The sequence below is a fragment of the Pseudomonas sp. I8001 genome (assembly GCF_013385345.1).
GTDB lineage: Bacteria > Pseudomonadota > Gammaproteobacteria > Pseudomonadales > Pseudomonadaceae > Aquipseudomonas.
The window spans coordinates 59,446-83,588 of the sequence record NZ_JACAQC010000021.1; the positions used below are offsets into that span (position 1 = coordinate 59,446).

General features: G+C 61.6%; 26 protein-coding genes. 13 read left to right on the plus strand and 13 right to left on the minus strand.

Annotated elements, in window-relative coordinates; all coding sequences use genetic code 11:
* Window positions 1–294: 294 nt before the first annotated feature.
* Both HX839_RS15980 and HX839_RS15985 read right to left on the minus strand, forming a co-directional pair.
* Entirely contained in the window at window positions 295–747 is a 453-nt protein-coding gene (locus HX839_RS15980; RefSeq protein WP_177067308.1) for a hypothetical protein, read from the minus strand.
* Between the two features lie 167 nt (window positions 748–914).
* Window positions 915–1,946 (minus strand): LacI family DNA-binding transcriptional regulator, encoded by a 1,032-nt coding sequence (locus tag HX839_RS15985; protein WP_167665540.1) that lies wholly within the window; start codon window positions 1,944–1,946, stop codon window positions 915–917.
* Window positions 1,947–2,158: 212 nt separating this feature from the next.
* Here HX839_RS15985 and HX839_RS15990 point away from each other — a divergent pair, with 212 nt between their 5' ends.
* On the plus strand, window positions 2,159–2,692 hold the full coding sequence (locus HX839_RS15990) for a gluconokinase (RefSeq protein ID WP_008431624.1): 534 nt from the start codon (window positions 2,159–2,161) through the stop codon (window positions 2,690–2,692).
* Window positions 2,693–2,776: 84 nt separating this feature from the next.
* Window positions 2,777–4,132 carry a GntP family permease gene (locus tag HX839_RS15995; RefSeq protein WP_008431626.1) on the plus strand — a complete coding sequence of 452 codons (1,356 nt, stop codon included), beginning with the start codon at window positions 2,777–2,779 and terminating at the stop codon, window positions 4,130–4,132.
* Window positions 4,133–4,252: 120 nt separating this feature from the next.
* Here HX839_RS15995 and alaC read toward each other — a convergent pair whose 3' ends face one another.
* The gene (gene alaC, locus HX839_RS16000) at window positions 4,253–5,470 is read right to left on the minus strand and encodes an alanine transaminase (RefSeq protein WP_003213096.1); all 1,218 of its coding nucleotides are present in this window, start codon (window positions 5,468–5,470) and stop codon (window positions 4,253–4,255) included.
* A 196-nt stretch (window positions 5,471–5,666) separates the two neighbouring features.
* On the opposite strand from alaC, the gene HX839_RS16005 reads away from it, so the two are divergent.
* On the plus strand, window positions 5,667–6,152 hold the full coding sequence (locus HX839_RS16005; RefSeq protein ID WP_177019373.1) for a GyrI-like domain-containing protein: 486 nt from the start codon (window positions 5,667–5,669) through the stop codon (window positions 6,150–6,152).
* A 46-nt stretch (window positions 6,153–6,198) separates the two neighbouring features.
* On the opposite strand, the gene HX839_RS16010 is transcribed toward HX839_RS16005, so the two are convergent.
* Window positions 6,199–6,804, minus strand: coding sequence for a pyridoxamine 5'-phosphate oxidase family protein (locus HX839_RS16010; RefSeq protein ID WP_063027754.1), 606 nt, complete (start codon window positions 6,802–6,804; stop codon window positions 6,199–6,201).
* A 20-nt stretch (window positions 6,805–6,824) separates the two neighbouring features.
* On the minus strand, window positions 6,825–7,310 hold the full coding sequence (locus HX839_RS16015; protein ID WP_177067309.1) for an N-acetyltransferase: 486 nt from the start codon (window positions 7,308–7,310) through the stop codon (window positions 6,825–6,827).
* A gap of 146 nt (window positions 7,311–7,456) precedes the next feature.
* Here HX839_RS16015 and HX839_RS16020 point away from each other — a divergent pair, with 146 nt between their 5' ends.
* Genes HX839_RS16020 through HX839_RS16035 form a run of 4 tightly spaced genes read left to right on the plus strand, consistent with a single transcriptional unit; the run spans window position 7,457 to window position 9,989 of the window.
* Window positions 7,457–7,876, plus strand: coding sequence for a nuclear transport factor 2 family protein (locus tag HX839_RS16020; protein ID WP_177067310.1), 420 nt, complete (start codon window positions 7,457–7,459; stop codon window positions 7,874–7,876).
* A 42-nt stretch (window positions 7,877–7,918) separates the two neighbouring features.
* Window positions 7,919–8,263, plus strand: coding sequence for a YciI family protein (locus HX839_RS16025; protein WP_003213107.1), 345 nt, complete (start codon window positions 7,919–7,921; stop codon window positions 8,261–8,263).
* Between the two features lie 29 nt (window positions 8,264–8,292).
* Entirely contained in the window at window positions 8,293–8,775 is a 483-nt protein-coding gene (locus HX839_RS16030) for an SRPBCC family protein (protein ID WP_177067311.1), read from the plus strand.
* Between the two features lie 2 nt (window positions 8,776–8,777).
* Complete coding sequence (locus HX839_RS16035; protein WP_177067333.1) at window positions 8,778–9,989, plus strand: RNA polymerase sigma factor; 1,212 nt, start codon at window positions 8,778–8,780, stop codon at window positions 9,987–9,989.
* A 138-nt stretch (window positions 9,990–10,127) separates the two neighbouring features.
* Here the strand turns inward: HX839_RS16035 and HX839_RS16040 are convergent, their stop codons facing one another.
* Window positions 10,128–10,853 carry an SDR family oxidoreductase gene (locus tag HX839_RS16040; RefSeq protein ID WP_177067312.1) on the minus strand — a complete coding sequence of 242 codons (726 nt, stop codon included), beginning with the start codon at window positions 10,851–10,853 and terminating at the stop codon, window positions 10,128–10,130.
* A 111-nt stretch (window positions 10,854–10,964) separates the two neighbouring features.
* Here HX839_RS16040 and HX839_RS16045 point away from each other — a divergent pair, with 111 nt between their 5' ends.
* Window positions 10,965–11,807 (plus strand): LysR family transcriptional regulator, encoded by an 843-nt coding sequence (locus tag HX839_RS16045; protein ID WP_008431643.1) that lies wholly within the window; start codon window positions 10,965–10,967, stop codon window positions 11,805–11,807.
* Window positions 11,808–11,944: 137 nt separating this feature from the next.
* Here HX839_RS16045 and HX839_RS16050 read toward each other — a convergent pair whose 3' ends face one another.
* Window positions 11,945–12,799 carry a LysR family transcriptional regulator gene (locus tag HX839_RS16050; RefSeq protein ID WP_087693158.1) on the minus strand — a complete coding sequence of 285 codons (855 nt, stop codon included), beginning with the start codon at window positions 12,797–12,799 and terminating at the stop codon, window positions 11,945–11,947.
* 89 nt (window positions 12,800–12,888) lie between these two features.
* Here HX839_RS16050 and HX839_RS16055 point away from each other — a divergent pair, with 89 nt between their 5' ends.
* Window positions 12,889–13,326: a multidrug/biocide efflux PACE transporter gene (locus HX839_RS16055; protein ID WP_177019371.1), complete on the plus strand. Its 438-nt coding sequence runs from the start codon at window positions 12,889–12,891 to the stop codon at window positions 13,324–13,326.
* A gap of 57 nt (window positions 13,327–13,383) precedes the next feature.
* Here the strand turns inward: HX839_RS16055 and HX839_RS16060 are convergent, their stop codons facing one another.
* Both HX839_RS16060 and HX839_RS16065 read right to left on the minus strand, forming a co-directional pair.
* Entirely contained in the window at window positions 13,384–14,292 is a 909-nt protein-coding gene (locus tag HX839_RS16060; RefSeq protein ID WP_177067313.1) for a LysR family transcriptional regulator, read from the minus strand.
* 57 nt (window positions 14,293–14,349) lie between these two features.
* On the minus strand, window positions 14,350–15,108 hold the full coding sequence (locus HX839_RS16065) for an SDR family NAD(P)-dependent oxidoreductase (protein WP_003211435.1): 759 nt from the start codon (window positions 15,106–15,108) through the stop codon (window positions 14,350–14,352).
* A gap of 112 nt (window positions 15,109–15,220) precedes the next feature.
* Between HX839_RS16065 and HX839_RS16070 the strand changes: the two genes are divergently transcribed.
* Complete coding sequence (locus HX839_RS16070) at window positions 15,221–16,192, plus strand: LysR family transcriptional regulator (RefSeq protein WP_177019370.1); 972 nt, start codon at window positions 15,221–15,223, stop codon at window positions 16,190–16,192.
* On the opposite strand, the gene HX839_RS16075 is transcribed toward HX839_RS16070, so the two are convergent.
* Window positions 16,113–17,030, minus strand: coding sequence for a LysR family transcriptional regulator (locus HX839_RS16075; RefSeq protein WP_003211439.1), 918 nt, complete (start codon window positions 17,028–17,030; stop codon window positions 16,113–16,115). The genes HX839_RS16070 and HX839_RS16075 overlap by 80 nt on opposite strands.
* Window positions 17,031–17,179: 149 nt before the next feature.
* On the opposite strand from HX839_RS16075, the gene HX839_RS16080 reads away from it, so the two are divergent.
* From HX839_RS16080 to HX839_RS16090, 3 genes are all read left to right on the plus strand, one after another.
* Window positions 17,180–17,938, plus strand: coding sequence for a 5-oxoprolinase subunit PxpA (locus HX839_RS16080; protein ID WP_003211441.1), 759 nt, complete (start codon window positions 17,180–17,182; stop codon window positions 17,936–17,938).
* 76 nt (window positions 17,939–18,014) lie between these two features.
* The gene (locus HX839_RS16085) at window positions 18,015–18,893 is read left to right on the plus strand and encodes an allophanate hydrolase subunit 1 (RefSeq protein ID WP_008432967.1); all 879 of its coding nucleotides are present in this window, start codon (window positions 18,015–18,017) and stop codon (window positions 18,891–18,893) included.
* Window positions 18,890–19,864, plus strand: coding sequence for a biotin-dependent carboxyltransferase family protein (locus tag HX839_RS16090; protein ID WP_177008453.1), 975 nt, complete (start codon window positions 18,890–18,892; stop codon window positions 19,862–19,864). The genes HX839_RS16085 and HX839_RS16090 overlap by 4 nt, the downstream gene beginning before the upstream one ends.
* Window positions 19,865–19,987: 123 nt before the next feature.
* Here HX839_RS16090 and HX839_RS16095 read toward each other — a convergent pair whose 3' ends face one another.
* From HX839_RS16095 to HX839_RS16105, 3 genes are all read right to left on the minus strand, one after another.
* Window positions 19,988–21,604, minus strand: coding sequence for an inorganic phosphate transporter (locus tag HX839_RS16095; protein WP_177048388.1), 1,617 nt, complete (start codon window positions 21,602–21,604; stop codon window positions 19,988–19,990).
* Between the two features lie 216 nt (window positions 21,605–21,820).
* Entirely contained in the window at window positions 21,821–22,843 is a 1,023-nt protein-coding gene (locus HX839_RS16100) for a transporter (RefSeq protein WP_003211449.1), read from the minus strand.
* Between the two features lie 100 nt (window positions 22,844–22,943).
* Window positions 22,944–24,119: a GAF domain-containing sensor histidine kinase gene (locus HX839_RS16105; protein WP_177067314.1), complete on the minus strand. Its 1,176-nt coding sequence runs from the start codon at window positions 24,117–24,119 to the stop codon at window positions 22,944–22,946.
* Window positions 24,120–24,143 lie beyond the last annotated feature (24 nt).

Consider the following 24,143-nt stretch of genomic DNA (forward strand, 5'->3'; position numbering starts at 1 on the left):
GGTTAGTAGACCGGTGGACACTCATAGCCGGCGCACCCGAAGGTGCCCTACGCACAGCCGCCATCAAGCACAGACAAAATCGTCTGACAGATGAAGCTCATGCACTAAGAGTGAACCAGTTCGGGCTACTAAACCCGATCACTGAGAAATTCAGCGACCGGGCAACCTTAGAGAGCCCTACCCAAGCGCACAAGCCGGCGGATTCTGACGTACCTGTAGGTAACGGAGCAAGGCGCTGCCAGCAACACCAGCCACTTCCTACAGCTACCGCCTGTATGTGTTCGCGCAGTCTACTCAAGCTGGTTTGGCTTTTACGCTTAAGGGGCCAGTCTGAATATCGAAAGTACCCTTAAATTGCCGGTTCTCCGAGCCTGGCCAAGAACCCTGAAAGTGGAACTCTCCGTCCAGATCTCCAGCCTTTTCAAAAAAGTTGGCTTTGTAATCGCCGGACACTGAATGCCAGGATTGTGATGTGTCATTGGCACGGCGGGTGTAATAGCCGGCAGCGTTGGGGTTGAATCCGCCGGAAAATGTACCTTCCGTGTAAGGCAGGACAAGGGTAATAAGCTGAATTTTTCCTAATCCATCAACGTACTCACCCTGAAACCAGAGATCGCCCCGGGTAAAATCATACCGAATGCTGGTAGCTTCGAAAGGCCCATCTACGGATTGCTCAACCTTAAGTGTCCCGCTTAGTACGGGTTGTGCGTTAATTCTGGACTGGTCGGACTGGTCGGAATGGTTCATGTCGAGATGCTCCATCTAACGTGCAGTTGCTATCTCTTATTACTGGATAGTCGCTTGATTAAATGAGCCTTTCGCAGGTTTGTATACTGTCAGAAGTCACAGTGGATTTTCATACTCGCAAGGGCTAGCGTAGAGCGTTTTACCGATGGCCCGTATACAGGACCGGCCTAGGTACTCTCGCGCACCTTCAACTCAAACCCCATGTCCACCACCGGCCGGGCGATCTTGTTGCCCGCCATCACCGTCAACAAATGCTCTGCCGCCCGCCGGCCAATGGCTTCGCGCGGCGTACTGATGCTGCTCAGTCGCGGCACCATGAACGAGGAGGAGGGCAGGTCGTTGAAGCCCAGCACCGAGATCTGCTCCGGCACCTTGATGCCATGGCGCAGCGCTTCCAGCAGCGCACCTTGAGCCAGGTCGTCGTTGCCAAAGAAGATCGCGTCCACATCCGGATGGCTGGCCAGCAGTTGCAGGAACAGCTCACCACCCAGGCCCAGCGACGATGGCCGTGGCGTCAGCACTTCGAGTGCCGGGTCGTACAACCCCGCCTGCTGCAACGCCCGGCGAAAGCCTTCGCCGCGCAGCAAAGTCCGCTGGTCCAATTGCGCGCCAATGTAGGCCAACCGCTTGCGCCCCCGTGAGATCAAATGCGCCGCCGCTGTTTCCCCGGCGTTCAACTGCGAGAATCCTACGCAGTTCAGTCCGGCGCCCGGGTCCAGGTCCATCATGTACACACACGGCACATTGCTCGATTCCACCATGCGCCGGGCGCTTTCCGTACGGTCAAACCCGGTCAGCAGCAACCCCCGTGGCTGGTAGGCCATGTAGTTGCGCAGCAGGTCTTCTTCTTCGTCACGGGAATAGTGGGTGTTGCCGATCAGCACTTCAAAGCCCTTGGGCCGCAGCACCTGGTGGATGGCTTCCAGGGTTTCGATAAACAGCAGGTTGGACAGCGACGGCACCAACACCACCACCGACTGGCTCTGGGCAGATGCCAGGGCACGGGCGGCGGGGTTGACCACGTAGCTCAGTTCGGCGGCGGCTTTTTGCACTTTTTCCACCAGTTCGGTGGCCACGGTGCTGATGCCGCGCAAGGCCCGGGAGGCGGTAATCGGGCTCACGCCAGCCAGGCGGGCCACTTCATTGAGGGTAGGGCGGCCCGTGGTGCGGGTATTTTTATCGTTCTTGGGAGTCATCAGGCGGCTTGCCAAACAAAAATCGAGGCACTAAGGTAGCGCTGTCTCCAAGACCCTGCAAATTCTTGAACGTCGGGATGCCTGTTCCCGTTCAAACCTTTGGAGCAGATGCACGCGTCACTCCATAAAAATGACAAGACGGCGCGGGAAAAGCCTGTTTTTGCACTAGCCTTACAGCGTGCAAAGGTAGCGCTATCTGCGTCTTGAGGTGTTTCATGAGTCAACCTGTTACTGCCCTCGTGATCATGGGTGTTTCCGGCTGTGGCAAGTCCAGCGTCAGCGAGGCCCTGTGCCTGCTGAACGGCGCCACTGCCATCGAAGGCGACAGCTTTCACCCCGCCGCGAACATCGAGAAGATGAGCGCCGGCCATCCCCTTAACGACGAAGACCGCGCCGGCTGGCTCGACATCCTGTGCGATGAGCTGCGCCGCTCGCTCAAGGCCGGCGAGCATCCGGTGCTCACCTGTTCGGCCCTGAAGAAGAAATACCGCGACCACCTGCGCGAAGCCGCGCCGGGCCTGGGGTTTGTGTTTCTGGAGCTGACTCGCGAAGTCGCCGCCGACCGTGTATCCCATCGCCCCGGCCATTTCATGCCGGCCAGCCTTATAGACAGCCAGTTCGCCACCCTTGAATCGCCGGTGGGCGAGCCGTTGACCCTGGCCCTCAACGCCAGCGTAGACAGCGTCGAAGAACTGGCCGAGCAAACCAATGCCTGGTGGCTCGAACACGGCTTTGAACCAAACAAATAATTTTTTGCCGGACAAGATAGCGCTGTCCGCCTGCACTGAATTTTTTACCGGCTTTAATAACAACAACAAACAGGAGAGACCCCCATGTTTGGCTTGTCCCACGATACCTATCTGCTGCTCGATGCAGTGGTGACCATCATCGGCCTGATCGTGTTGATCACCCGATTCAAAGTCCACCCGTTCATTGCGCTGATCATCGCCGCAGGCTTTCTCGGCCTGACCTCGGGCATGCCCGTGGACAAGATCATCAAGGCCTTCCAGGACGGCTTCGGCGGGGTGCTCGGCTTTGTCGGGATTATCCTCGCGCTGGGTACGATGCTCGGCAAGATGATGGCCGATTCCGGCGGTGCCGATCAGATCGCGCAAACCCTGGTGCGGGCCTTCGGCAAGGAGAAGGTGCAGTGGGCAATGATGTTCGCCGCGTTCCTGGTGGGCATTCCGCTGTTCTTCGAGATCGGTTTTGTGTTGCTGATCCCGCTGGTGTTTATCGTTGCGCGCCGTACCGGTGTGTCGCTGATCAAGATCGGCATTCCGCTGCTGGCCGGCCTGTCGGCGGTACACGGCCTGGTGCCACCGCACCCGGGCCCGCTGCTGGCGATCGGCGTGTTCGGTGCCGACATCGGCAAGACCATTCTCTACGGCCTGATCGTCGCGCTGCCTACGGCGATCATCGCCGGCCCGCTCTACGGTTCGTTTATCGCCAAGTACATCCCGGGCAACCCGTCCCAGGAACTGGTGGACCAACTGGCCAGTGAGCAACCGGAATCCAAGACCCTGCCGAGCTTCAGCATCACCCTGATCACCGTGCTGCTGCCGGTGTTCCTGATGCTGCTGAAAACCTTCGCCGACGTCGCCCTGCCGGACGGCCACGTGATCCGCAACTGGATGGACATGATCGGTCACCCGATCACCGCCTTGCTGCTGGCTTTGCTGTTGTCGTTGTACACCTTTGGTCATCGCCAGGGCATCGGCTCCAAGCAAATCCTCAAGCTGCTCGACGCCAGCCTGGCGCCGACTGCAGCGATCATCCTGATCATCGGCGCCGGTGGTGGCTTCAAGCAGATGCTGGTGACCAGCGGCGTAGGTGATGTGATCGGCCATATGGCGGTGACCGCGCAGATCAACCCGATCCTGCTGGCCTGGCTGGTGGCGGCGGTGATTCGTGTGGCTACCGGTTCTGCGACGGTGGCGACCATTACCGGTGCCGGCATTGTAGTGCCGGTGGTAGGGATGATTCCGGGGGTGAACCGCGAGTTGCTGGTATTGGCGACGGGGGCGGGCTCGCTGGTGCTGTCTCACGTCAACGATGCGGGGTTCTGGCTGGTGAAGCAGTACTTCAATATGACCGTAGCCGAGACGTTCAAGACCTGGACGGCGATGGAGACCATTCTGTCGGTGGTGGCGTTGGGCTTTATCATGTTGCTGTCGCTGGTGGTCTAGGCGGTAAGTGATCGTTCCCACGCTCCGCGTGGGAACGCATCCTGTGACGCTCCGCGTCACAAGCGGACGCAGAGCGTCCAAGGCGGCATTCCCACGCAGAGCGTGGGAACGATCATCGGGTCAGGCGTCAGCTTTCTTGACCAGCCCATCCGCCCGGAACATCGCCCGGATGCCCCGCACCGCCTGGCGAATCCGGTCCTGGTTTTCGATCAGTGCAAAGCGCACGTGGTCGTCGCCATACTCACCAAAGCCAATCCCCGGCGACACACACACCTTCGCCTCAAGCAGCAGCTTCTTGGCAAACTCCAGCGACCCCATCGCGGCGTACGCCTCGGGGATCTTCGCCCAGACGTACATCGACGCCTTCGGGTTCTCGACCATCCAGCCCAGCTCATGCAGGCCTTTCACCAGCACGTTACGGCGCTGGCGGTACTGCTCGGCAATGTCTTTCACGCACTGCTGATCGCCTTCCAGCGCCGCAATCGCCGCCACTTGCAGCGGGGTGAAGGTGCCGTAGTCGTGGTAGCTCTTGATCCGCGCCAGGGCGTTGACCAGTTCCGGGTTGCCCACCATGAAACCGATGCGCCAGCCGGCCATGTTGTAGCTCTTGGACAGGGTGAAAAACTCCACCGCGATGTCCTTGGCCCCCGGCACTTGCATGATCGACGGAGCTTTCCAGCCGTCGTAGACGATGTCGGCGTAGGCCAGGTCATGCACCACCAGCACGTCGTACTGCTTGGCCAGGGCGATCACCCGTTCGAAGAAGTCCAGCTCCACGCACTGTGCGGTGGGGTTGGACGGGAAGCCGAGGATCATCATCTTCGGCTTGGGGATCGAGCCACGAATCGCACGTTCCAGTTCAGCGAAGAAATCCACCCCCGGAATCAGCGGCACCGAACGCACCTGGGCGCCGGCAATCACGGCACCGTAGATGTGAATCGGGTAGCTGGGGTTGGGCACCAGCACCGTGTCGCCCTGGTCCAGGGTGGCCAGCATTAAGTGCGCCAGGCCTTCCTTGGAACCGATGGTCACGATGGCTTCGGTTTCCGGGTCGATGTCCACTTCGTAGCGGTCTTTGTACCAGCGCGAAATCGCCCGGCGCAGCCGCGGAATGCCTTTGGAAGTGGAGTAACCGTGGGTGTCTTCGCGTTGGGCGACGGTGACCATTTTTTCCACGATATGCGGTGGAGTGGCGCCGTCCGGGTTACCCATGCTCAAGTCGATGATGTCTTCGCCGCGCCGACGCGCAGCCATCTTCAGCTCGGCAGTGATATTGAACACGTAAGGGGGGAGTCGATCTATGCGCGCAAAGCGGCGCGGCGAACGGGGTTCGGCCATTGTTGCCTCGAAATACGTAAGCGCCCGGAACCGTCCGAGCGACGTCGGCCACTGCGGTGGCCTGCGGGGCAGACAATACGGTCGGTGATGGCCAATTGTCCAGATGCTGCAGGAAAAATTTCTGCTTGGAGTGCAACGGGGATATGCCCCTATACTCGACGCGGGTTTGTTCCCTCATAAGAAGGAGACTGTTCAGATGGATCAACAGACAAAACTGCCGTTACAGCCGCGCATGGAAGAGGGCAAGGCCCTGGTGATCGCGGGTGTGCAAGGGCGTTATTCAAAGGCCACGATTGGCGATATTCCCAAGTTGTGGGAGCTGTTCGACAGCTGCTTCAAAGAGATCAAGAAACGCGTCGGCGGCGTGACCTATGGCGTGTGCCACAACGCCAAACACGATGAATTTGACTACCTGGCCGGCGTTGAAGTACCGGCCAAGGGCGATGTACCGAGCAACTTCCAGTCGATTGAAATCCCGGCCCATCGCTATGCCGTGTTCCCGCATTTTGGCCCGGTGCAGGCGCTGGCGCAGACCTATGAACGCATCATGTTCGAATGGCTGCCGGCCTCCGGGTACAAGGTGGTCGGGGCTGATTTTGAGCGCTACAGCGCCGATTTCGATGTGGGTAAAGGCACGGGCTCCGTGGAAATCTGGATCCCCATCAACGCCGAATCCGCCTGACCGCGCCACTGGCAGGAGCGAGCACGTTCGCTCCTGCAATGGCCTCTCAATACAGCGTGGCCTTGACCCGCTCCGGCATCTCGCGGTCATAGGCTTCGGCGTCGAACGCCCCATCATTCAAGCGCTTGTGAAACGCCCCGGCGGAGGGCAGCGCCGAGCGATCCAAGTGCTTTTCCGGGTTCCAGCAATCGGAGCGCACAAAGGCTTTGGAGCAATGGAAATACGCCGCCTCTACCTGCACCAGAATCACCGAACGGGCCGCTTTGCCATTTACTGCAAAGCTCTCCAGCAACTCAGGCTCGATGGAAATCTGCGCCCGGCCATTGACCCGCAACGTCTCGCCAATGCCCGGGATGATGAACAGCAACGCTATACGCGGGTCCACCACCAGATTGCGCAGGGTGTCGAGGCGGTTATTCCCCGGCCGATCCGGAATCGCCAACGTGCGCTCGTCGATAATTCGTACAAAACCTGGCACGTCGCCACGGGGCGAACCGTCGATGCCGTCCGGGCCGGATGAACTCACCACCACCAAGGGTGACGCGCGGACCATGGCCTGGTAATCCTCGTTGAGAAACGGGATTTCCTTGCGCACGGCCCGTTCGTGGGGCAGGCCGTAGAGGGATTCGAGTTGTTCCAGGGTTGTTAGCATCTTCACCAGCTCCTTATTGTTTAAAACACCCACGCCAACCGGCGCTCATACCCAATCCGCCCCTTATACGCCTCCCCGCTGTCCACCCAACCCTGCTGCAAATACAGCCCCATCGCCGCCACATTGTCCGTGTCCACCGACAGCTCCAGCGCCTTGATCTGCGGCCAAACCAGGCGCGCGGCGGCGGGGAGGGCTTGCAGGCAGGCTTTGCCAAACCCCAGGCCTTGCTGATGGCGATCGACTTGCAACGCATGCAGCGTGGCGCTGTGTTCATCCGCCCAATGGGGCAGGCAGGGTGGGCGTTTGAGCAGCAGGAAGGCCACGGGAATCTCGTCGGCGAGTAACGCAAAGCCTGCCACGCCGGGATTCGGATTGACCAGCAGGGTGTTCAGCGCACAGTAGATATCGCCGGAAAAAACCAGTTGTTCGGGATGCACTTCCAGGGCGTTGAGTTGCTGTTGTTGCAGGGCAGTCAACGTCTGATAGGCGACGAGGCGGGTTTCCATCGGCGTAGCATCCGAAATCCTACATAGAAGCGCGGATTCTAGCGGGTTTGCGGTAGTCGCAATTATTTTTTGCGGGACTGTCGATTGGCCCGGGGCTCAGTCGACTAAGGGTGTCTTCAGTGATTTTTCCCGCAAGGAGTATTGCCATGAGCACCGCAATCAGCAGCTTGATCGAACAATGGAAACAGGCGGTCACCGCCAAGGATGTCGAGAAGATTGTTAGCTTTTACGCCGACGATATCGTCGCGTTCGACGCCGTTAGCGCCCTGCAGTTCAAGGGCAAGACCGCCTATCAGGCGCACTGGAAGGCGTGCATGGAGTTCTGCCCGGGCCCTGGGGTCTTTGACTTCCATGAGATGCGTATCGTCGCCGGCGATAACAGCGCCTTTGCCCACTGGCTCGCGCACTGTGGCGGCACCGGGCCCGACGGCGTACTCAAGACCTGCTGGATGCGCGTCAGCGCCGGCTACCAGCGCGTTGGCGGCGAGTGGAACGTGGTGCATGAACATTGGTCGGCACCGTTCGACATGGAAACCGGCGCCGGTCTGTTCGACCTGAAACCTTGAGCGCCGCGAACTATAGTCAGTTGTCCGAAAACGGAGAATCCCATGAAATACCTCTGCCTGATCTATAGCAACGAACAGGTGCTGCACGATTCGCCCGACAGCCCCAAGGACCCGGAATGTTTCGCCTATGGCCAGTCCGTGCAGGCCAGCGGGCGCATGCTCGCCGCCGAACCGCTGGAGTCGGTGAGCACCGCCACCACCGTGCGCATGCGCAATGGCAAGTTGTCGATCACCGACGGGCCGTTTGCCGAAACCAAGGAGCAGCTCGCCGGGTTTTACCTGATCGAAGCCAAGGACCTGAATGAAGCGATCCAGGTGGCCGGCGGCATACCGGCCGCCCGGGTCGGCAGTGTGGAAGTGCGCCCCGTGCGTGAATTGAATCTCTGATCACAACAATAAAACCCAGGAGGTTTCCCATGAGCATTCAACCCAAACCCGCCGAATTTGAACTGTCCATCAGTCGCTTGATTGATGCCCCTCGCAGCCGCGTGTTTCGCGCCTGGACCGAGCCGGCCTTGTTGCAGCAGTGGTGGGGCCCACACGGCATGACCACTCCCGAGTGCGAAATGGACCTTTGGGTGGGTGGGCAATTTCGCACGCTGATGCGCGCGTCGGACGGCAGCGAATACCCGACCCAGGGCGTATTCCTGGAGATTACCGCCCCCAGTCGGCTGGTGTTTACCGACGCCTTCACCCCCGGCTGGATCCCTTCGGGCCAGCCATTCATGACCGCCGAAGTCACCTTCGAAGACGTCGACGGCAAAACCCTCTATACCGCCCGCGCCATGCACTGGAGCGCCGAAACCAAGCAGGCCCACGAAGCCATGGGCTTTCACGAAGGCTGGGGGCAGAGCCTCGATCGGCTGGTGACGCTGGTGACCGAAGGCCTGCGCGATTGACGGTGCAGGCCCGGGTTGAAGCGGTTTATCGCAGCGAATCGCGGCGCATCCTGGCGACCCTGATTCGCTTGCTTGGCGATTTCGACCTGGCTGAAGAAGCCTTGCACGAGGCGTTCTTCGTCGCAGTCGAGCGCTGGGGGCAGGACGGTGTGCCGGATAACCCCCGGGCCTGGCTGGTCTCGACCGGGCGCTTCAAGGCCATCGACCGTTTACGTCGCCAGGCGCGTTTTACCCCGTTGTTGCAGGCGCAAGCCGATGCGCTGGAAGCGGCAGACTGGAGCGTTGAAGACGTGGAAGACGACCGCTTGCGCCTGATCTTCACCTGCTGCCACCCGGCGCTGGCGGCGGATGCCCAGGCGGCGCTGACCTTGCGTGAGATCTGCGACCTCACCACCGAGGAAATCGCCCGGGCGTTTCTCGCCACGCCCACTAGCATCGCCCAGCGCATCGTGCGGGCCAAGGGCAAGATCCGCGAAGCGAAGATCCCCTATCAGGTGCCATCCCTGGCGGAGTTGCCCGAGCGCCTGGACAGTGTGCTGCGGGTGATTTACCTGGTGTTCAACGAAGGCTATTCGGCGTCCATGGGCGCCGACCTGACCCGTGAAGACCTGACCCGCGAAGCGATTCGCCTGGGCCGTTTGCTGATGGAGTTGTTGCCGGAACCGGAAGTGATGGGCTTGCTGGCGCTGATGTTGCTCCACGAGTCCCGGCGCCCGGCACGCACCTCGGTCGGCGGTGAGTTGGTGTTGCTGGATGAGCAGGACCGTTCGCTGTGGGATGCGTCGTTGATTGCTGAAGGATGCGCCCTGGTGGAGAAATCCCTGACCACACGCCGCTTCGGGCCCTACAGCCTGCAGGCAGCGATTGCGGCGGTACACGCTGAAGCCGTGAGCGCCGATGAGACTGATTGGCCGCAGATCGTCGGGCTGTATGACGTGTTGCTTGGAGCGATGCCATCGCCGGTGATCGAGCTGAATCGCGCGGTGGCCGTTGCGATGCGCGATGGGGCGCAGGCCGGTTTGCAATTGGTGGACGGCATTCTGGCGCGGGGGGAGTTGGTGGACTATCACCTGGCGTACTCGGCGCGGGGCGAGTTTTGTCGGCGATTGGGGCGAGTGGAGGACGCGCGGCGAGCGTTTGAATGGGCGCTGGCATTGACCCAGCAAGTGCCCGAAAAGCGCTTTATCGAGCGGCGATTGGCCGAACTCAAATAGTGCAGGTGCCGGAGATCCAAATGTGGGAGCGGGCTTGCTCGCGAATGCGGTGTGTCAGTCAACATTTCAGTGACTGATCCACCGCATTCGCGAGCAAGCCCGCTCCCACATTTGTTCGATGTTGTCTTGATGAATGAGTTACGGCTGCTGACGCGTCGCCGCCAACACGATCTCGCGAATGCACACATGCTGCGGCTGCTGGTAGGCATAGGCAATCGCCGAAGCCACATCATCGGCGCTCAGCACGGTGCCGCCCATGTCCTGTTTCCACGCCTGGTAGCCGGTCTTGATGGCTTCGTCGGTGGTGTGGCTCAGCAGTTCGGTTTCCACCGCGCCCGGCGCAATGGTGATCACACGCACATTGTGCGGCGACATTTCTTCCCGCAGGTTTTCCGAAATCCCATGCACGGCGAACTTGGTGCCTACATAGGCGACGTGGTTGGGGAAGGTCTTGCGCCCGGCTACCGAGCTGACGTTGATGATGGTGCCACCCTTGCGCTCGACCATGCTGCCGGCCACCGCATGGATGCCGTTCAGCAGGCCCTTTACGTTGACGTCGAGCATCTGCTCCCACTGTGCCGGGTCCTGTTCGCTGACCGCGCCCAGCAGCATCACGCCGGCATTGTTGATGAGTGCATCGGCCGGGCCGAATTGCGCTTCGGCTTCTTTCACCGCCGCCACCAGCGCGGCGCGGTCGGTGATGTCGACACCGCGACACAAGGTGTTCGGCAACTCCAGCGCATTCAGCCGGTCGACGCGGCGGGCCAGCAGCAACAGCGGGTGGCCGGCGGCCGACAGCAAGCGCGCGGTGGCTTCGCCAATGCCCGAACTGGCGCCGGTGATGATGATCAATGGCTTGCTCATGATGGAACTCCTGAAATAAGAAAAACAAATAACTGAACGTGGCGCGCAGTATATTTAGCCCTCGGCTGGCTGAAAAATGCCTTATTCCTCTGTCTGTCATCGGTATTAACTATGGATGTGCGTCATCTCAAGGCGTTTCTCGCGGTATTCGAGGAACGCAATATCACCGCCGCCGCCCAGCGCCTGTTCATCAGCCAGCCGACGTTGTCGGTGACTATCAAGCAACTGGAAGAAGAACTGGGCGTGGCGCTGTTTCTGCGCCAGCCTCGTGGGGTCGAGGTCAGTGACGAGGCGCGGGTGCTGTACCCGCAAGCCCGGCGCATGGTGGCCGAGGCCGATGCGTTGAGCCGCTTGTTTCGCGGGCGCGAAAATCGCATCGCCCTGGAACTGGGTGTGGAAGGCGATATTGCCGACAGCCAGATCGAAACTTTCCTGCGCATGGCGCACCAGGGCCTGCCGGGTTTGCTGCTGACCTTGCAGGAAGGCTGCGAAGGAGAAGGGCGCCTGGCGGTAGAGGAAATGTGCTGCGAGGACGAATTGTTCCTGCCGCTTTGGGAAGAGTCCTACGTGATGGCACTGCCGATTGCGCACCCGATGGCGGCGGGCGGTAAGGAGCAGGCCTGGGCACCGATCGAAGACTGGATCACCTGCCCGCAGCATGATTCCCACCAACGGCTGATGGCCTTGTACGGCCGCTCGCCCCAGGCAGTAGCCGGGCATGCCGGTTCGTTGACCCAGGCATTGCACATGGTGGCGGCCGGTGTCGGCGTGGCGATGTTGCCGCAGTCGCTGGCGACGGAGCGGGCCGGGGTGGTGATTCGCCCCTGGCACCTGCCGGCACCGACGCGCCGGGTGGGGTTGTGCTTTGCCGCCCAGGCCCTGGAGTTGCCGGCGTTGCGGGCCTTGCATGAGTATTTCCAGAACAACCGCCCGCCGCAGATTGAAGCCGCCTGACGGCGCCTTTGAATTCACCGCAAATTCAATGTAGGAGCTGGCTTGCCTGCGATAGCGGTGGTGACTGACACACCGCTATCGCAGGCAAGCCAGCTCCCACATTTGATCTTCATTGTTGCGAATAGTGTGTTTCGGCGTTATTCCAGCATCTTGCCCAGCAACCAACTGCCGGCCGGGCCGGGCGGATGCTGGCGTGACCACAACGCGTCCACCGCCACCGAGCGCGGCCAGCCCCGGGCCTTGATTTCACACAGGTGGTCGCCGCCAAACCGCTCCACCAGCCAGCGCGGCAGCGGTGCCCAGCCAAAACCCAGTTGTGCCATTTCCATCAGCATCAGGTAACTGGGCGCTGACCACACCCGGCCCAGGCCGCGGGTTTCATTCGGGTTGATGATGCTCGCCAGGCGCAGTTCGCGGTGTTGTTCCAGGGTTTGCTGGTCGATGTCCGCAAGGTTCGCCAGCGGATGTCTGGGTGAGACAAACAGCGCGATTTCCGTGCGCTCTTCCACGGTGGTGCTGGTGAGGTCCGGCGGGTAAACCTCCTGCATCTCGATAAACGCAATCTGCGCCCGGCCACTTTGCACCAGGGCGATCAAGTCCTCGCATTCGGCGATCAGGCATTCCAGCTCCAGGTCCGGGTAGCGCTGTTCGAAGGCGCTGAGGGCGGTTTCGAAACGGTCCGACTGATACGTATCGGACATCGCGATACTCAGCTTCGGTTCCAACCCCTGGGATAACTGACTGGCCGCCAACTCCAGGCGGCTGCTGGCTTCCAGCACCTGCTCGGCGCGTTGCAGCAGCACGTGCCCGGCCGGGGTCAGCGTCGGCTTGCGGCTGCTGCGATCAAACAGCACCACATCCAGGTCAATCTCCAGGCTGGCCACCGCCGCGCTGACGGTGGACTGGCTCTTGCCCAGCTTGCGCGCCGCCGCTGAAAACGAACCGTGGGTCGCCGCCTGCACAAACGCCTGAAGCACTTCGTGGGATGCCATGACTATCGCCTTGATCGATGGTTACTGGTTATGAAGTATCGAGTCAAAGGGTAATGATGGCAACCATCGTCACTCACGGAGAACGGGTCATGACACCCACTAAGTCGATTACTGAACGCGTTTGGCAGGCCATTGGTTTTGAAGGTTTGGCCTTGTTGATCTGTACACCGCTGCTGGCGTGGATCATGGATAAACCGGCCCTGGAGATGGGCGTCGTGACCTTGGCCATCAGCCTTATGGCACTGGCCTGGAACGTGATTTTCAACGGCCTGTTCGACCGTCTCAAGGCGCGCCTGCAACTGTCCGGCGGGGTGTGGACCCGCGTGGTGCATGCGTTGATGTTTGAAGGCGGGCTGGTGGCGATCTGTGTGCCGTTGATTGCCTGGTGGCTGAACATCAGCCTGATGCAGGCGTTTATCCTCGACATCGGCGTGTTGCTGTTTTTCCTGCCATACACCTACGTGTATCACTGGGCGTATGACGCCGCGCGGGAGCGGATTATGCAGAAACGGATGCGCACCGCGTAGGAGTCCGGCTTGCCGGCGATGGCGATTTTGGATACGTCATCGCCGGCAAGCCAGCTCCTACAGGGGTTGTAGGGCGGCCACAAAATCGAGGAATGCCCGCACCTTGGCCGCTGGCAAATGCCGCGATGGGTAGAAGGCATACAACGGGAAGCGCTCGTCGGGCCAGTCGGGAAATAACTCGATCAACGCGCCGGATTCCAGCGCCGGTGCCAGCCCAAGGTCGAGCATTTGCGCCACGGCATGGCCGTGTTCGCACACGCTGTACAAGGTCCCTGCATCGTTGACCACCAGCCGCCCGCTGGTGGCGATGTTGACCTGCTCGCCCGGCCGGTGGAATTCCCAGCCAAACGGCCGGCCGGTCTGGGAGTCGCGAAAGTCGATGCACACGTGCTGGCCGTCTTCCAGGTCCTTGGGGTGTGAAGGGCGACCATGCTGCTCGAGATAAGCTGGTGAGGCCAACGTCAGCACCCGCACTTCCATCAACTTGCGGGCGATCAGCGAGGACGATTGCGGAATGCCAAAACGGATGGCCAGGTCAAAGCCATCCGCCACCAGGTCCCCGAGTTGATCCCGCGTGTGCAGGTCCAACTGCAGCTGCGGGTATTGGCTCATGAATTCACCCAGCACCGGCCCCAGCACCAGCCGCGAAAAGTACGGGTCGATGTTCACCCGCAACCGCCCGCGAACCGTCAGGGCGCTGTCAGCCGCCGAGCTGGCGGCTTCTTCCAGGCCGGCCAGCAGCGGGGCGATTTCCTGGTAGAAACGCCGACCTTCGTCGGTCAATTGCACCGAGCGGGTAGTGCGGTCGAACAGGCGGATGCCCAAGCGTTTTTCCAGCCGCGAAATAGCCCGGCTGACCCCCGAAGGCGTCATCTCCAGGCTGTCGGCGGCGCGGGCGAAACTGCCGCTGTCGACCACGGCGGCCAGTACGCCCATGCCACCGGCCAGTCCTGGATCAAAACTCATGGGTGATTGCCTGTCAGGTATCCGAAAGCATTGATGCTAGCGGAGAATCCGAGCGCGTTACAGAAACATCCCGCCCGAGGCCTCGACCCGTTGCCCGGTGATCCAGTTGCTGCCGTCGGCCAGCAGGGTGGAAATCGCTCCGCCAATGTCATCCGGCAAGCCCGCGCGACCGAGGGCGGTGTTGTTGGCGACCATCGCGTTCACGTCCGGATTGTCGCGCACCACGCCGCCGCTGAAGTCGGTGGCAATCGCGCCGGGGGCCAGGGTGTTGACGGTGATGCCACGGGCACCCAGTTCCTTGGCCTGGTAGCGGGTCAGCACTTCCACCGCGCCTTTCATCGAGGCATAGGCCGAATAACCCGGCAGGCTGAAGCGCGCCAGGCCGCTGGAGATATTGATGATGCGGCCACCGTCGCTGATCAGCGGCAGCAGTTTCTGGGTCAGGAAAAACGGGCCCTTGAAGTGGATCGCCACCAGTTGGTCGAACTGCGCTTCGGTGGTGTCGGCGAAGCTGGCGTGGGCGCCGATCCCGGCGTTGTTGATCAGGAAGTTGAAGTGCGCCTGGCCGAACACGTCCTTCAATACCGAGCCGACCTGGGCGGTGAACGCCTCGAAGGTGGAACTCTGGCTGACGTCCAGTTGCAGCATGGCCGCCTTGCCGCCAAGCGCTTCGACTTGGGCGACCACGGCCTGGGCTTCGTCCGCTGCGCTGTTGTAGGTACCGATAATGTCGACGCCTTGTGCCGCCAGGTGCAGCGCAGCGCTTTTGCCCAGGCCGCGGCTGGCGCCGGTGATGAGTGCGATTTTACGGGTCATGGTGAAGTCCTCGGGGCGTGTGATGGTTCGTGGGACTGAGTGTATTTGTCCGGCCATAACGTGATAAACAGAGCTATGCCGGAATCACTGGCCGGATAAGGCGAACAATCCCATGAACAAACTAGAGTTGCTGCGTACCTTCGTGCGCGTCACCGAACTGTCGAGTTTCACCCAGGCGGGCGAGAGCCTGGGCTTGCCGCGCTCCACGGTTTCCGAGCATGTGCAGGCGCTGGAAGAGTTGCTGGGCGCGCGCCTGTTGCAGCGCACCACGCGCAAGGTCCAGGCGACCCAGGACGGGCGCGTGCTGTATGAGCGCAGCAAGGATTTGCTGTCGCACATGGAAGAGCTGGAAGGCTTGTTTCGCCAGGATGAAGCGCAGCTGGCGGGGCGCATTCGGGTGGACATGCCCAATGTCATGGCCCGGGAATTGATCCTGCCGCGCCTGCCCGAGTTCATGGACCTGCACCCGCTGATCGAGCTGGAAATCAGCAGCACCGACCGCCAGGTTGATTTGCTGGCGGAAGGTTTCGACTGCGTCTTGCGCGTCGGTGCGCAGCCGGACCAGTCGGTGGTAGCCCGCTTGTTGTGCAGCATGCCGATGATCAACTGCGCCAGTGCTGCGTACCTGAAGCGTTACGGCGTACCCAGGACGCTCGCTGATTTGGCTCACCATCAACTGGTGCATTACGTACGCCCGCTGGGCTCACGTTCCCCAGGGTTTGAATACGTACAAGGCAACAAGGTGCAGCGGATTCCCATGGCCGGGCGCGTCACGGTCAACAGCACCGACGCTTACCGGGCGGCGTGCATCGGTGGCTTTGGCCTGACCCAGGTGCCCGCCCTGGGCATTCACGATCAACTGGCCAGCGGCGAGTTGGTGGCGGTGCTGCCGGACTATCCGGCGCCGGCACTGGACGTGTCCCTGCTGTACGCCGGCCAACGGCATTTGCCGCTGCGGGTGCGGGTGTTCATGGATTGGCTGGCCGCCACCTTGCAGGCTGCTTTCAACGCCGGGCAGACAACTGCTGCGGCGCCAGGAATGCATCATGGAAGTAATCCCGAAACGCCTGCATCGCCGGCGTGAAATCGCGCTCGCGGTGCCAGGCCAGGCCGACGCTCATGGGCGTGACCTTGTCGGTGACGCTCACGGTTTCGATGCGTTTGCCTTCCAGTGACCACGGGCGATGCACCAGGTCTGACAAGATCGCCACGCCGCTGCCGTTGGCGACCATGCTGCGTACTGCCTCCACCGAACTGGTGCGCAGCCGCACCTTGGGGGTTTGCCCGGCCTGTTCCCAGTAGCGCATGGCGCTTTGTTCGGCTTCGTCGACGGTGAGGAAAATGTACGGCTCCCTGGCCACATCGGCGAGGCTCACGGCGGGGCGTTCGCACAACGGGTGATGGCTGGGCAGCCACAGGCGGCGTTCGGAGTTGAAGAGGATTTCCGAGACGATATCCGCGTGGGTGAGGTTGGCGGTGAGCACCACGGCCATATCGAACTGGCCGTTGAGCAGGCCGTGTTCGATGGCCTGGCGTTCCTGTTCGAAGACCTCGATGGTCACGTCCGGGTGCCAGTGTTCCATGCGCTGCAAGTGGTGCGGCAGAAAGTAACCGAGCACGGTGTAGCTGGCGGCCACCCGCAATACGCCGCTGGCGCGGTAGTCCGGCAGCGGGCTGTTCAGGGCATCGTCGACGCTGCGCACAATCACATACGCCCGGTTGAGGAAATGCCGCCCGGCGTCGGTCAGGCTCATGCCCTGGGCCGAGCGCACGAATAGCTGCGCGCCGAGCATCGCTTCCAGCTCCTTGATCGCGGTGGTCACCGCCGATTGGGAGATGTTCAGGTGAATCGCCGCCTGGGAGATCTGGCCGATTTCGGCGGTGGCGACGAAGTAGCGGATTTGGCGCAGGGTCAGGGACATGGTTTCTCCGCTCGTTCCCACGCGGAGCGTGGGAACGATCAGTATCGGGTATCTGATTTTCAGAAGATGGGCCATCTGATAATAGATCTTCCCAAGGGGTCAAGGGGCAGCCTAATTTCCATCGCAAGAACTTCAACGGAGCGACCCCGATGCAGGCAGTGGATTTCAATTCGGACATGGGCGAAGGCTTCGGCCCCTGGACCATCGGCGACGGCGTCGACAGCGAACTGATGGCCTACATCAGCTCGGCCAACATCGCCACCGGCTTTCACGCCGGCGACCCGGGCACCATGCGCCGTACCGTCGAACGCGCCAAGCAGTTGGGCGTGGCGATTGGCGCGCACCCGGGTTTTCGCGACCTCGTAGGTTTCGGCCGACGCCATATCAACGCCCCGGCCCAGGAGCTGGTGGACGACATGCTCTATCAACTCGGCGCCCTGCGGGAAATCGCCCGGGTGCAGGGCCTCACGCTGCAACACATCAAGCCCCACGGCGCGCTGTACATGCACCTGGCGCGGGATGAAGAAGCGGCGCGGTTGCTCGTGGAAAACCTGCAACGGCTGGAGCCCACGCTGCTGCTGTATTGCATGCCGAATTCGGTGATCTGGCGTATCGCCAAGGAACTCGGCCAGCCGGTGGTGCGGGAGTTTTATGCCGACCGTGAGTACGATCTCACCGGCTCCATCGTGTTTACCCGCAATGTGCGGGCGCTGGATCCGGCGACGGTTGCGGCGCGCGTACTACGGGCTTGCCAGACCGGGCTGGTACGTACGGTGGAAGGGGAAGACCTGTTTATCGAATTCGATTCCATCTGCCTGCACAGCGACACCCCCGGCGCCCTTGAACTGGTGGAAGCCACCCGTGAAGCGCTGGATCAGGCGGGCATCGAAGTACGCACACCCCGCTGACCGACACCGGTGCCCAGACACCGGGTCTGACTGATTTTTTGCCTGCCTTTCTACAATGATTCCAAGAGGAACAGACATGGCTGAATCTTCCCCGATCCGCTACAGCTTTGGCGGTGATGAACACCTGTTTGCCGAGGTCAGCGAGAGCATGTCCCTGGAGGCTTTCTTCAAGGGCATGGCTGTCACCCGCGCGGTGGAACGCCTGGCCCTGGACGGTGTGCTGGACGTCTGCCTGGCAAATGCCTCGTTCCAGATTCGCTTCGACCCGGACCGCATCGCGCCCCACGTGCTGCTCGACGCGGTACAAAGCGCCGAAGCCCAGGCCGTGGCCGAACGCACCTTGCACACCCGCATCATCGAAATCCCGGTGCTGTACAACGACCCCTGGACCCATGAAACCCTGATGCGCTTTCGCGACCGTCATCAGGACCCGACCGGTACCGACCTGGAATACGCAGCGCGGATCAACGGCCTGGCGGATGTGGACGCGTTTATCGCGGCCCACAGTGGCGCGCCGTGGTTTGTCTCGATGGTGGGGTTTGTGGCGGGCTTGCCGTTCATGTTCCAGATGGTGGAACGCGAGCGGCAGTTGCAGGTGCCCAAGTACCTGCGCCCACGCACCGACACGCCGAAATTGACCCTCGGCCATGGCGGCTGCTTTGGCTGTATCTATTCGGTACGCGGCGCCGGCGGTTACCAGATGTTCGGCGTCACCCCGGCGCCGATCTACGACCCGCAACAGCAGTTGGCCTACCTGAAAGAGCACATGGTGTTCTTCCGCCCCGGCGACATCGTGCAGTTCAAACCCATGGACCGCGACGCCTATGACCTGGCCGTGGCAGAAGTGGACGCAGGGCGCTTCGACCTGCGCATCCGCCCGGTGGAGTTTTCCCTCGACGCCTTTCTCGCCGACCCCATCGGCTACCCGAAAACCTTGCAGGAGGCGCTGGCATGATCAAGGTACTCAAACCCGGCCTCGCCACCTCCGTGCAGGATCTTGGCCGCGAAGGTTATTACCACCTCGGCATCCCGCCATCCGGCGCCCTGGACCAATACGCGTTGAGCGCGGCCAACCACCTGGTGGGCAACCCCATCGGCGCTGCCGGGCTGGAATGCACGTTGATCGGGCCGGAGCTGGAGTTTCAGCAGGATGCCTTGGTGGCGTTGTGCGGGGCGCTGATGTCGCCGCGCCTGGACGGCGTGGTGGTGCATCAGGACACCGCGTTTGAAGTGCGCGCCGGGCAAGTACTGCGCTTTGAATTTCCCAAGGCCGGCGCGCGGACTTACCTTGCGGTGGCCGGTGGCATTGATGTGCCGCTGGTGTTGGGCAGCCGCTCGACTTACACCCTCGGCGCATTGGGCGGGTTTCAGGGGCGGCGGCTGGTGGAGGGTGATGAACTGCCCGTGGGCGAAGCCAGCGGCAAAGGGCGGGCGGGGAACAGTTTGCCCATGGCGTTGCGCCAATCGGTGGGTGGGGACGTGACCCTGCGGGTGGTGCCGGGGCTGTATTACGAGCGACTGACGCCCGCCGCCAAGAGCAGCTTTTTTGCCGAGCCCTGGACGGTGGGGTCGGAGGCCGACCGCATCGGCTATCGCTTCAAGGGCGGCAATGCCTTGAGCTTTCAGCCACGGGAACAACCGTTTGGCGCCGGGTCCGATCCGTCGAACATCGTCGACAGTTGCTACCCCATCGGCTCGATCCAGGTGCCGGCGGGCCTGGAGCCGATCGTGCTGCACCGGGACGCGGTGTCGGGCGGGGGCTACGCGATGATTGGCACGGTGATCAGTGCCGACCTGGATCTGATCGGGCAGATGCAACCGAACCAGCGGGCGGGGTTTGTGGCGGTGACGCTGGAGGAAGCGTTGGAGGCGCGGCGGGTGTACAAGAAGCGGTTGAAGCTGATGGGCGGGTTGTTTAGCACCTGAACTCACCACTGAACCCAATGTGGGAGCGGGCTTGCTCGCGAAAGCGGAGTGTCAGTCAATAAGTCTGTGACTGAGCCACCGCATTCGCGAGCAAGCCCGCTCCCACATTTTTATCGGGTTGTGTCAGAACAATTGGGTGAATAGCCAGTATAGGCTACCCGATAACAGAATCGCCGCCGGTAACGTCAGCACCCAGGCCATCAGCAAGTTGCGGATGGTCTTCATCTGCAAGCCACCGCCGTTCGCCACCATGGTCCCGGCCACACCCGACGACAACACATGGGTGGTGGACACCGGCAAGCCATACATGTCTGCCGCGCCGATGGTCAGCATTGCCACCATCTCGGCGGATGCGCCCTGGGCGTAGGTCAGGTGGGTCTTGCCGATCTTCTCGCCCACGGTCACCACGATACGTTTCCAGCCGACCATGGTGCCGAGCCCGAGGGCGATGGCCACGGCGATCTTGACCCACAGCGGGATAAACCGTGTGGCGTTGTCGATCTGTTGCTTGAACAGTTGCAGCTTGTTCTGGGTGTCGGCATCGAAGTTGCCGACCTTGCCCTTGTCCATCAGGCGGATGGTTTCGCTGGTCAGGTACATGTCGTTACGCACGTTGCCCACGGCCTCGGCCGGAACGGCGGCGAGGGAGCCGTAGCTCTTCACTTCCTCACCGATATGCCCGGTGATGGCGGCCAGGGCGGGCACCAGTTCCGGGGTGGCTTCCTTGGTGCGTACGTAGGTCGACAAGGTGCCGCGAGAGTCGGCGGGGGCCAGTTGCGGCGCCGCTTTTACCAGGGCTGCCTGGGTGACTTCGGCCACCGCGGCAAACTGCAACGACTCACCGGCCGGCATGGTGCGGTTCAACGCGTAGGCCATCGGCAGGGTGCCCACCAGGATCAACATGATCAGGCCCATGCCCTTTTGGCCGTCGTTGGACCCGTGGGCAAACGACACGCCGGTGCAAGTGACGATCAGCATGCCGCGAATCCACCACGGCGGCGGGGTGTCGCCTTTCGGCGCTTTGTACAGCGAGCGGTTTTTCACGAAGGCCCGCAGCGCCAGCAACAGCAGGGCGGCGAAGGCGAAGCCGATCAGCGGCGACAGCAGCAACGCATAACCGATCTTGATCGCCTGGCCCCAGTCCACACCGCTGGTGCCGTCGCGGCCATGCATCAGTGCGTTGGCCACGCCCACGCCGATGATCGAGCCGATCAAGGTGTGGGACGACGACGCCGGCAGCCCCAGCCACCAGGTGCCGAGGTTCCACAGGATCGCGGCGATCAACAGCGCGAAGATCATCGCAAAGCCGGCGGAGGAGCCGACCTGCAAAATCAGCTCTACCGGCAGCAGGGCGATGATGCCGAACGCCACCGCGCCGCTGGATAGCAGCACGCCGAGGAAGTTGAAAAAGCCCGACCACACCACCGCGAAATGCGGTGGCAATGAGTTGGTGTAAATCACCGTGGCCACCGCGTTGGCGGTGTCGTGGAAGCCGTTGACGAACTCGAAGCCCAGGGCGATCAACAGCGCCACGCCCAGCAGGAGGAACGGCGTCCAGGTGGTGACCACCGTGCCCAGCTCGTGCATGTCGTGCATCAGGCTGTAGGCGGTGAACAACAGGCCCATGGCGAGTACGGCGAAGAAAATGATCACCGTCACCAGGCCCGGTTTTTTGTCCAGGCGCGGTTTGGGATCGTTGGTGACGGAGGCGGTGGAGGCGGTCAGCGAAGGGGTTGCCATGCCGGAACATCCAGTGTTGAGGGAGGATATCCGTCATGATCGTTGCAGAATGTTACAGAGATGCTGCGGTAAATCAGTGTTTAGGGAATTGAAGTTGCCGCTGGTCTATAAAACACCGTCGATCAAATGTGGGAGCTGGCTTGCCTGCGATAGCGGTGATCAGTCACCACCGCTATCGCAGGCAAGCCAGCTCCCACACTTGATCGCATTTCAAATTCAATAATCCTTGCGCTTGCGAAACGCCCAGCGCCCGGCAATCAACGTGAACGTTGCCACCAGCGCCACCAGAATCCAGAAGCCTTCAGGGTCTGTAGAAAGCGGCACACCACCAACGTTCATGCCAAAAAAACCGGCAATGATGTTGATCGGCAACGCCAGCACCGTGACCACGGTCAGGGTGAACAACGTGCGGTTGCTCTGTTCGTTGAGGTTGGCGGCGATCTCTTCCTGCAGCAGCTTGATGCGCTCACCCAACGCCATCAGGTCGTTGATGATCAGCGCAAACTCCTCGGTGGATTTGCGCAGCTCTTTCACGTCTTCCTTCTGCAGCCACTGGGGCGGGCGATTGAGCAGTCGCAGCAACGAGCCCGGCTCCAGCGCCAGCAACCGTTGCAGCCGCACCAGCACCCGGCGCGCGGCACCCAGTTCGGCGCGGTTGGTGGACAGGCGTGACGACAGCAACTGGTCCTCGATCTGGTCGACGCTGAGGCTGGTCTTGCGCACGATCTGTGTCAGCACCTCGCCCTGGTCCCGCAGCAAATGCACCAGCAGTTCCAGCGGCGAGCGAAAGTGTTCACCGGCCTTCACCGACGAGCGCAACTTGTCCACCGAATGCAGCGGTTGCAGGCGCGCGCTGATCAGCAGCCGGCTGCGGGCGCACACCCATAGGGTGGAAATATCTGAAGACACCATGCTGCTGAAGTTGAACACCACGTCGTTGACCACCGCCAGCAAGGCTGAGTCCACGTGTTCGATGCGGGTGGAGCGTGAGCCTTCGTGCAAGGCTTCGAAGAATTCTTCCGGCAGGTTCAGGTGCGCCTGCATCCAGCGCTCGCACGCGGCGTGGGCCAGGTTCAAATGCAGCCAGAGGAATTCGTCGGGGTCACCGGGTTGCTGCAAGGCCGCAAGGGCAGTGGCTGAATCAATCTGTTCGCCCTTTTCACCGGGGCGGAAACGAAAACCGTAGAGCAAGCCAAACAGGTCTGAGTCCTGGTGGCTGTGGTCGATGCTGTGGTTCATGGAGGCTCGCAGGGAAAGTGCCTGTAGGAAATTTCACAGGTTCACCTGAGCGCATCATGGCAACTGAATTTGACGCTTTTGTGACGGTTTGAGGTGGCCGTCAATCGCCCGCGGGCAAACTGAAGCTGAACACCGTGCCGTCCTGCTCGCTGGAAGACACTTCCAGCCGCCCGCCATGGGCGTCGGCAATCTGCTTGACGATGTACAACCCCAGGCCCAACCCGGCCTGGGGCAGGGCGCCCGTCGGTCGGGAGTAGGGCTGGAACAGCAGCGGCATGGCTTGCTCACTGATCAGCCCAAGGTTTTTCACCGTTAACTCAAACGTGCCGGCGGTGACCTGCGCACTGACTTCAACCGGCCCTTGCGGGTTGCCGTGGCTGATGGCGTTGGCCACCAGGTTGGAGAGCAATTGCGCGAGCCGCTCGCGGTCGCCTTTCACACCCTTGAGATTGCCGATGCTGGCGTGAATCAGCCGCTTTGGATGGACGTGCTGCACCTCTTCCACCACATGCTGCAAAGTGTCTTCAAGCCCAGTGCATTCACTGATGTTCACCGGGATGCCGCTGCCCATTCGCCCGCGGGCAAAGTCCAGTACGTCTTCCACCAGTTGCGAGGCCCGGCGGCCGCTGGCCAGCATGTGCCGCACCAGGGTGTCGGTGGCCGGGTCCGGGTGTTTGCGCAGCAGCCGTTCGGCGCCGACGTTGATGGCGAACAGCGGGTTGCGCAGGTCGTGGCCGAGCACGGCGATGAATTGTTCGCGCAGTTCGGCGGTTTCCCGCTCCTGCTGCAAGTCGGCCTCGGTCTGCTGGAGGCTTTCTTCGGCTTCGATCTGCAGCGACAGCACCCGGGCAAACGACTCCATGGTCGACTGGATGGTGCTGCTGCGCAGTTGCGCCGGGTTCGGGTCCAGGGCACAGATGGTGCCGAAGAAACGCCCGTCGGTGCGGAACACCGGCACCGAGATGTAGCTTTCAAAGTGGTAGATGCGCGGCGTGTGGTGGTCGCGGTACAGCGGGTCTTCGCTGGCTTTGTCGATCACGATCGAGACGTGGGAGTCGAGTATTTCGTGGCACAGGGTGGTGGTCAGGTCCAGCTCGCCACCCACGGGCAGGCCAAAGTCCAGTTGGTCGCGCACAGCGCAGGCGGTCCAGGAATCGTCGGTGACCCGGGCCACGGCCGCAAAACGCAAGCCGGTCATCTCGCTGACTACCTGGAGAATCGCCGGGACGGCGCTGATTCTGCCAATGGTGGCAATGTCGACGGCTTTTTGCCCCATGGCGAACGGTTCCGGTCCTGATGC

Excerpts from the sequence above, each read along its gene's own strand:
- HX839_RS16065 (WP_003211435.1), bottom strand. The coding sequence starts at position 15,108 with ATGACCCGTAAAATCGCACTCATCACCGGCGCCAGCCGCGGCCTGGGC.
- HX839_RS16080 (WP_003211441.1), top strand. The coding sequence starts at position 17,180 with ATGCAGGCAGTGGATTTCAATTCGGACATGGGCGAAGGCTTCGGCCCC.
- HX839_RS16055 (WP_177019371.1), top strand. The coding sequence starts at position 12,889 with ATGACACCCACTAAGTCGATTACTGAACGCGTTTGGCAGGCCATTGGT.
- HX839_RS16085 (WP_008432967.1), top strand. The coding sequence starts at position 18,015 with ATGGCTGAATCTTCCCCGATCCGCTACAGCTTTGGCGGTGATGAACAC.
- HX839_RS16090 (WP_177008453.1), top strand. The coding sequence starts at position 18,890 with ATGATCAAGGTACTCAAACCCGGCCTCGCCACCTCCGTGCAGGATCTT.
- HX839_RS16045 (WP_008431643.1), top strand. The coding sequence starts at position 10,965 with ATGGATGTGCGTCATCTCAAGGCGTTTCTCGCGGTATTCGAGGAACGC.
- HX839_RS16060 (WP_177067313.1), bottom strand. The coding sequence starts at position 14,292 with ATGAGTTTTGATCCAGGACTGGCCGGTGGCATGGGCGTACTGGCCGCC.
- HX839_RS15995 (WP_008431626.1), top strand. The coding sequence starts at position 2,777 with ATGTTTGGCTTGTCCCACGATACCTATCTGCTGCTCGATGCAGTGGTG.
- HX839_RS16095 (WP_177048388.1), bottom strand. The coding sequence starts at position 21,604 with ATGGCAACCCCTTCGCTGACCGCCTCCACCGCCTCCGTCACCAACGAT.
- HX839_RS16075 (WP_003211439.1), bottom strand. The coding sequence starts at position 17,030 with ATGTCCCTGACCCTGCGCCAAATCCGCTACTTCGTCGCCACCGCCGAA.
- HX839_RS16005 (WP_177019373.1), top strand. The coding sequence starts at position 5,667 with ATGGATCAACAGACAAAACTGCCGTTACAGCCGCGCATGGAAGAGGGC.
- HX839_RS16050 (WP_087693158.1), bottom strand. The coding sequence starts at position 12,799 with ATGGCATCCCACGAAGTGCTTCAGGCGTTTGTGCAGGCGGCGACCCAC.
- HX839_RS16040 (WP_177067312.1), bottom strand. The coding sequence starts at position 10,853 with ATGAGCAAGCCATTGATCATCATCACCGGCGCCAGTTCGGGCATTGGC.
- HX839_RS16025 (WP_003213107.1), top strand. The coding sequence starts at position 7,919 with ATGAAATACCTCTGCCTGATCTATAGCAACGAACAGGTGCTGCACGAT.
- HX839_RS16030 (WP_177067311.1), top strand. The coding sequence starts at position 8,293 with ATGAGCATTCAACCCAAACCCGCCGAATTTGAACTGTCCATCAGTCGC.
- HX839_RS16015 (WP_177067309.1), bottom strand. The coding sequence starts at position 7,310 with ATGGAAACCCGCCTCGTCGCCTATCAGACGTTGACTGCCCTGCAACAA.
- HX839_RS16020 (WP_177067310.1), top strand. The coding sequence starts at position 7,457 with ATGAGCACCGCAATCAGCAGCTTGATCGAACAATGGAAACAGGCGGTC.
- HX839_RS16010 (WP_063027754.1), bottom strand. The coding sequence starts at position 6,804 with ATGCTAACAACCCTGGAACAACTCGAATCCCTCTACGGCCTGCCCCAC.
- HX839_RS16070 (WP_177019370.1), top strand. The coding sequence starts at position 15,221 with ATGAACAAACTAGAGTTGCTGCGTACCTTCGTGCGCGTCACCGAACTG.
- HX839_RS15980 (WP_177067308.1), bottom strand. The coding sequence starts at position 747 with ATGAACCATTCCGACCAGTCCGACCAGTCCAGAATTAACGCACAACCC.
- alaC (WP_003213096.1), bottom strand. The coding sequence starts at position 5,470 with ATGGCCGAACCCCGTTCGCCGCGCCGCTTTGCGCGCATAGATCGACTC.
- HX839_RS15990 (WP_008431624.1), top strand. The coding sequence starts at position 2,159 with ATGAGTCAACCTGTTACTGCCCTCGTGATCATGGGTGTTTCCGGCTGT.
- HX839_RS16105 (WP_177067314.1), bottom strand. The coding sequence starts at position 24,119 with ATGGGGCAAAAAGCCGTCGACATTGCCACCATTGGCAGAATCAGCGCC.
- HX839_RS16100 (WP_003211449.1), bottom strand. The coding sequence starts at position 22,843 with ATGAACCACAGCATCGACCACAGCCACCAGGACTCAGACCTGTTTGGC.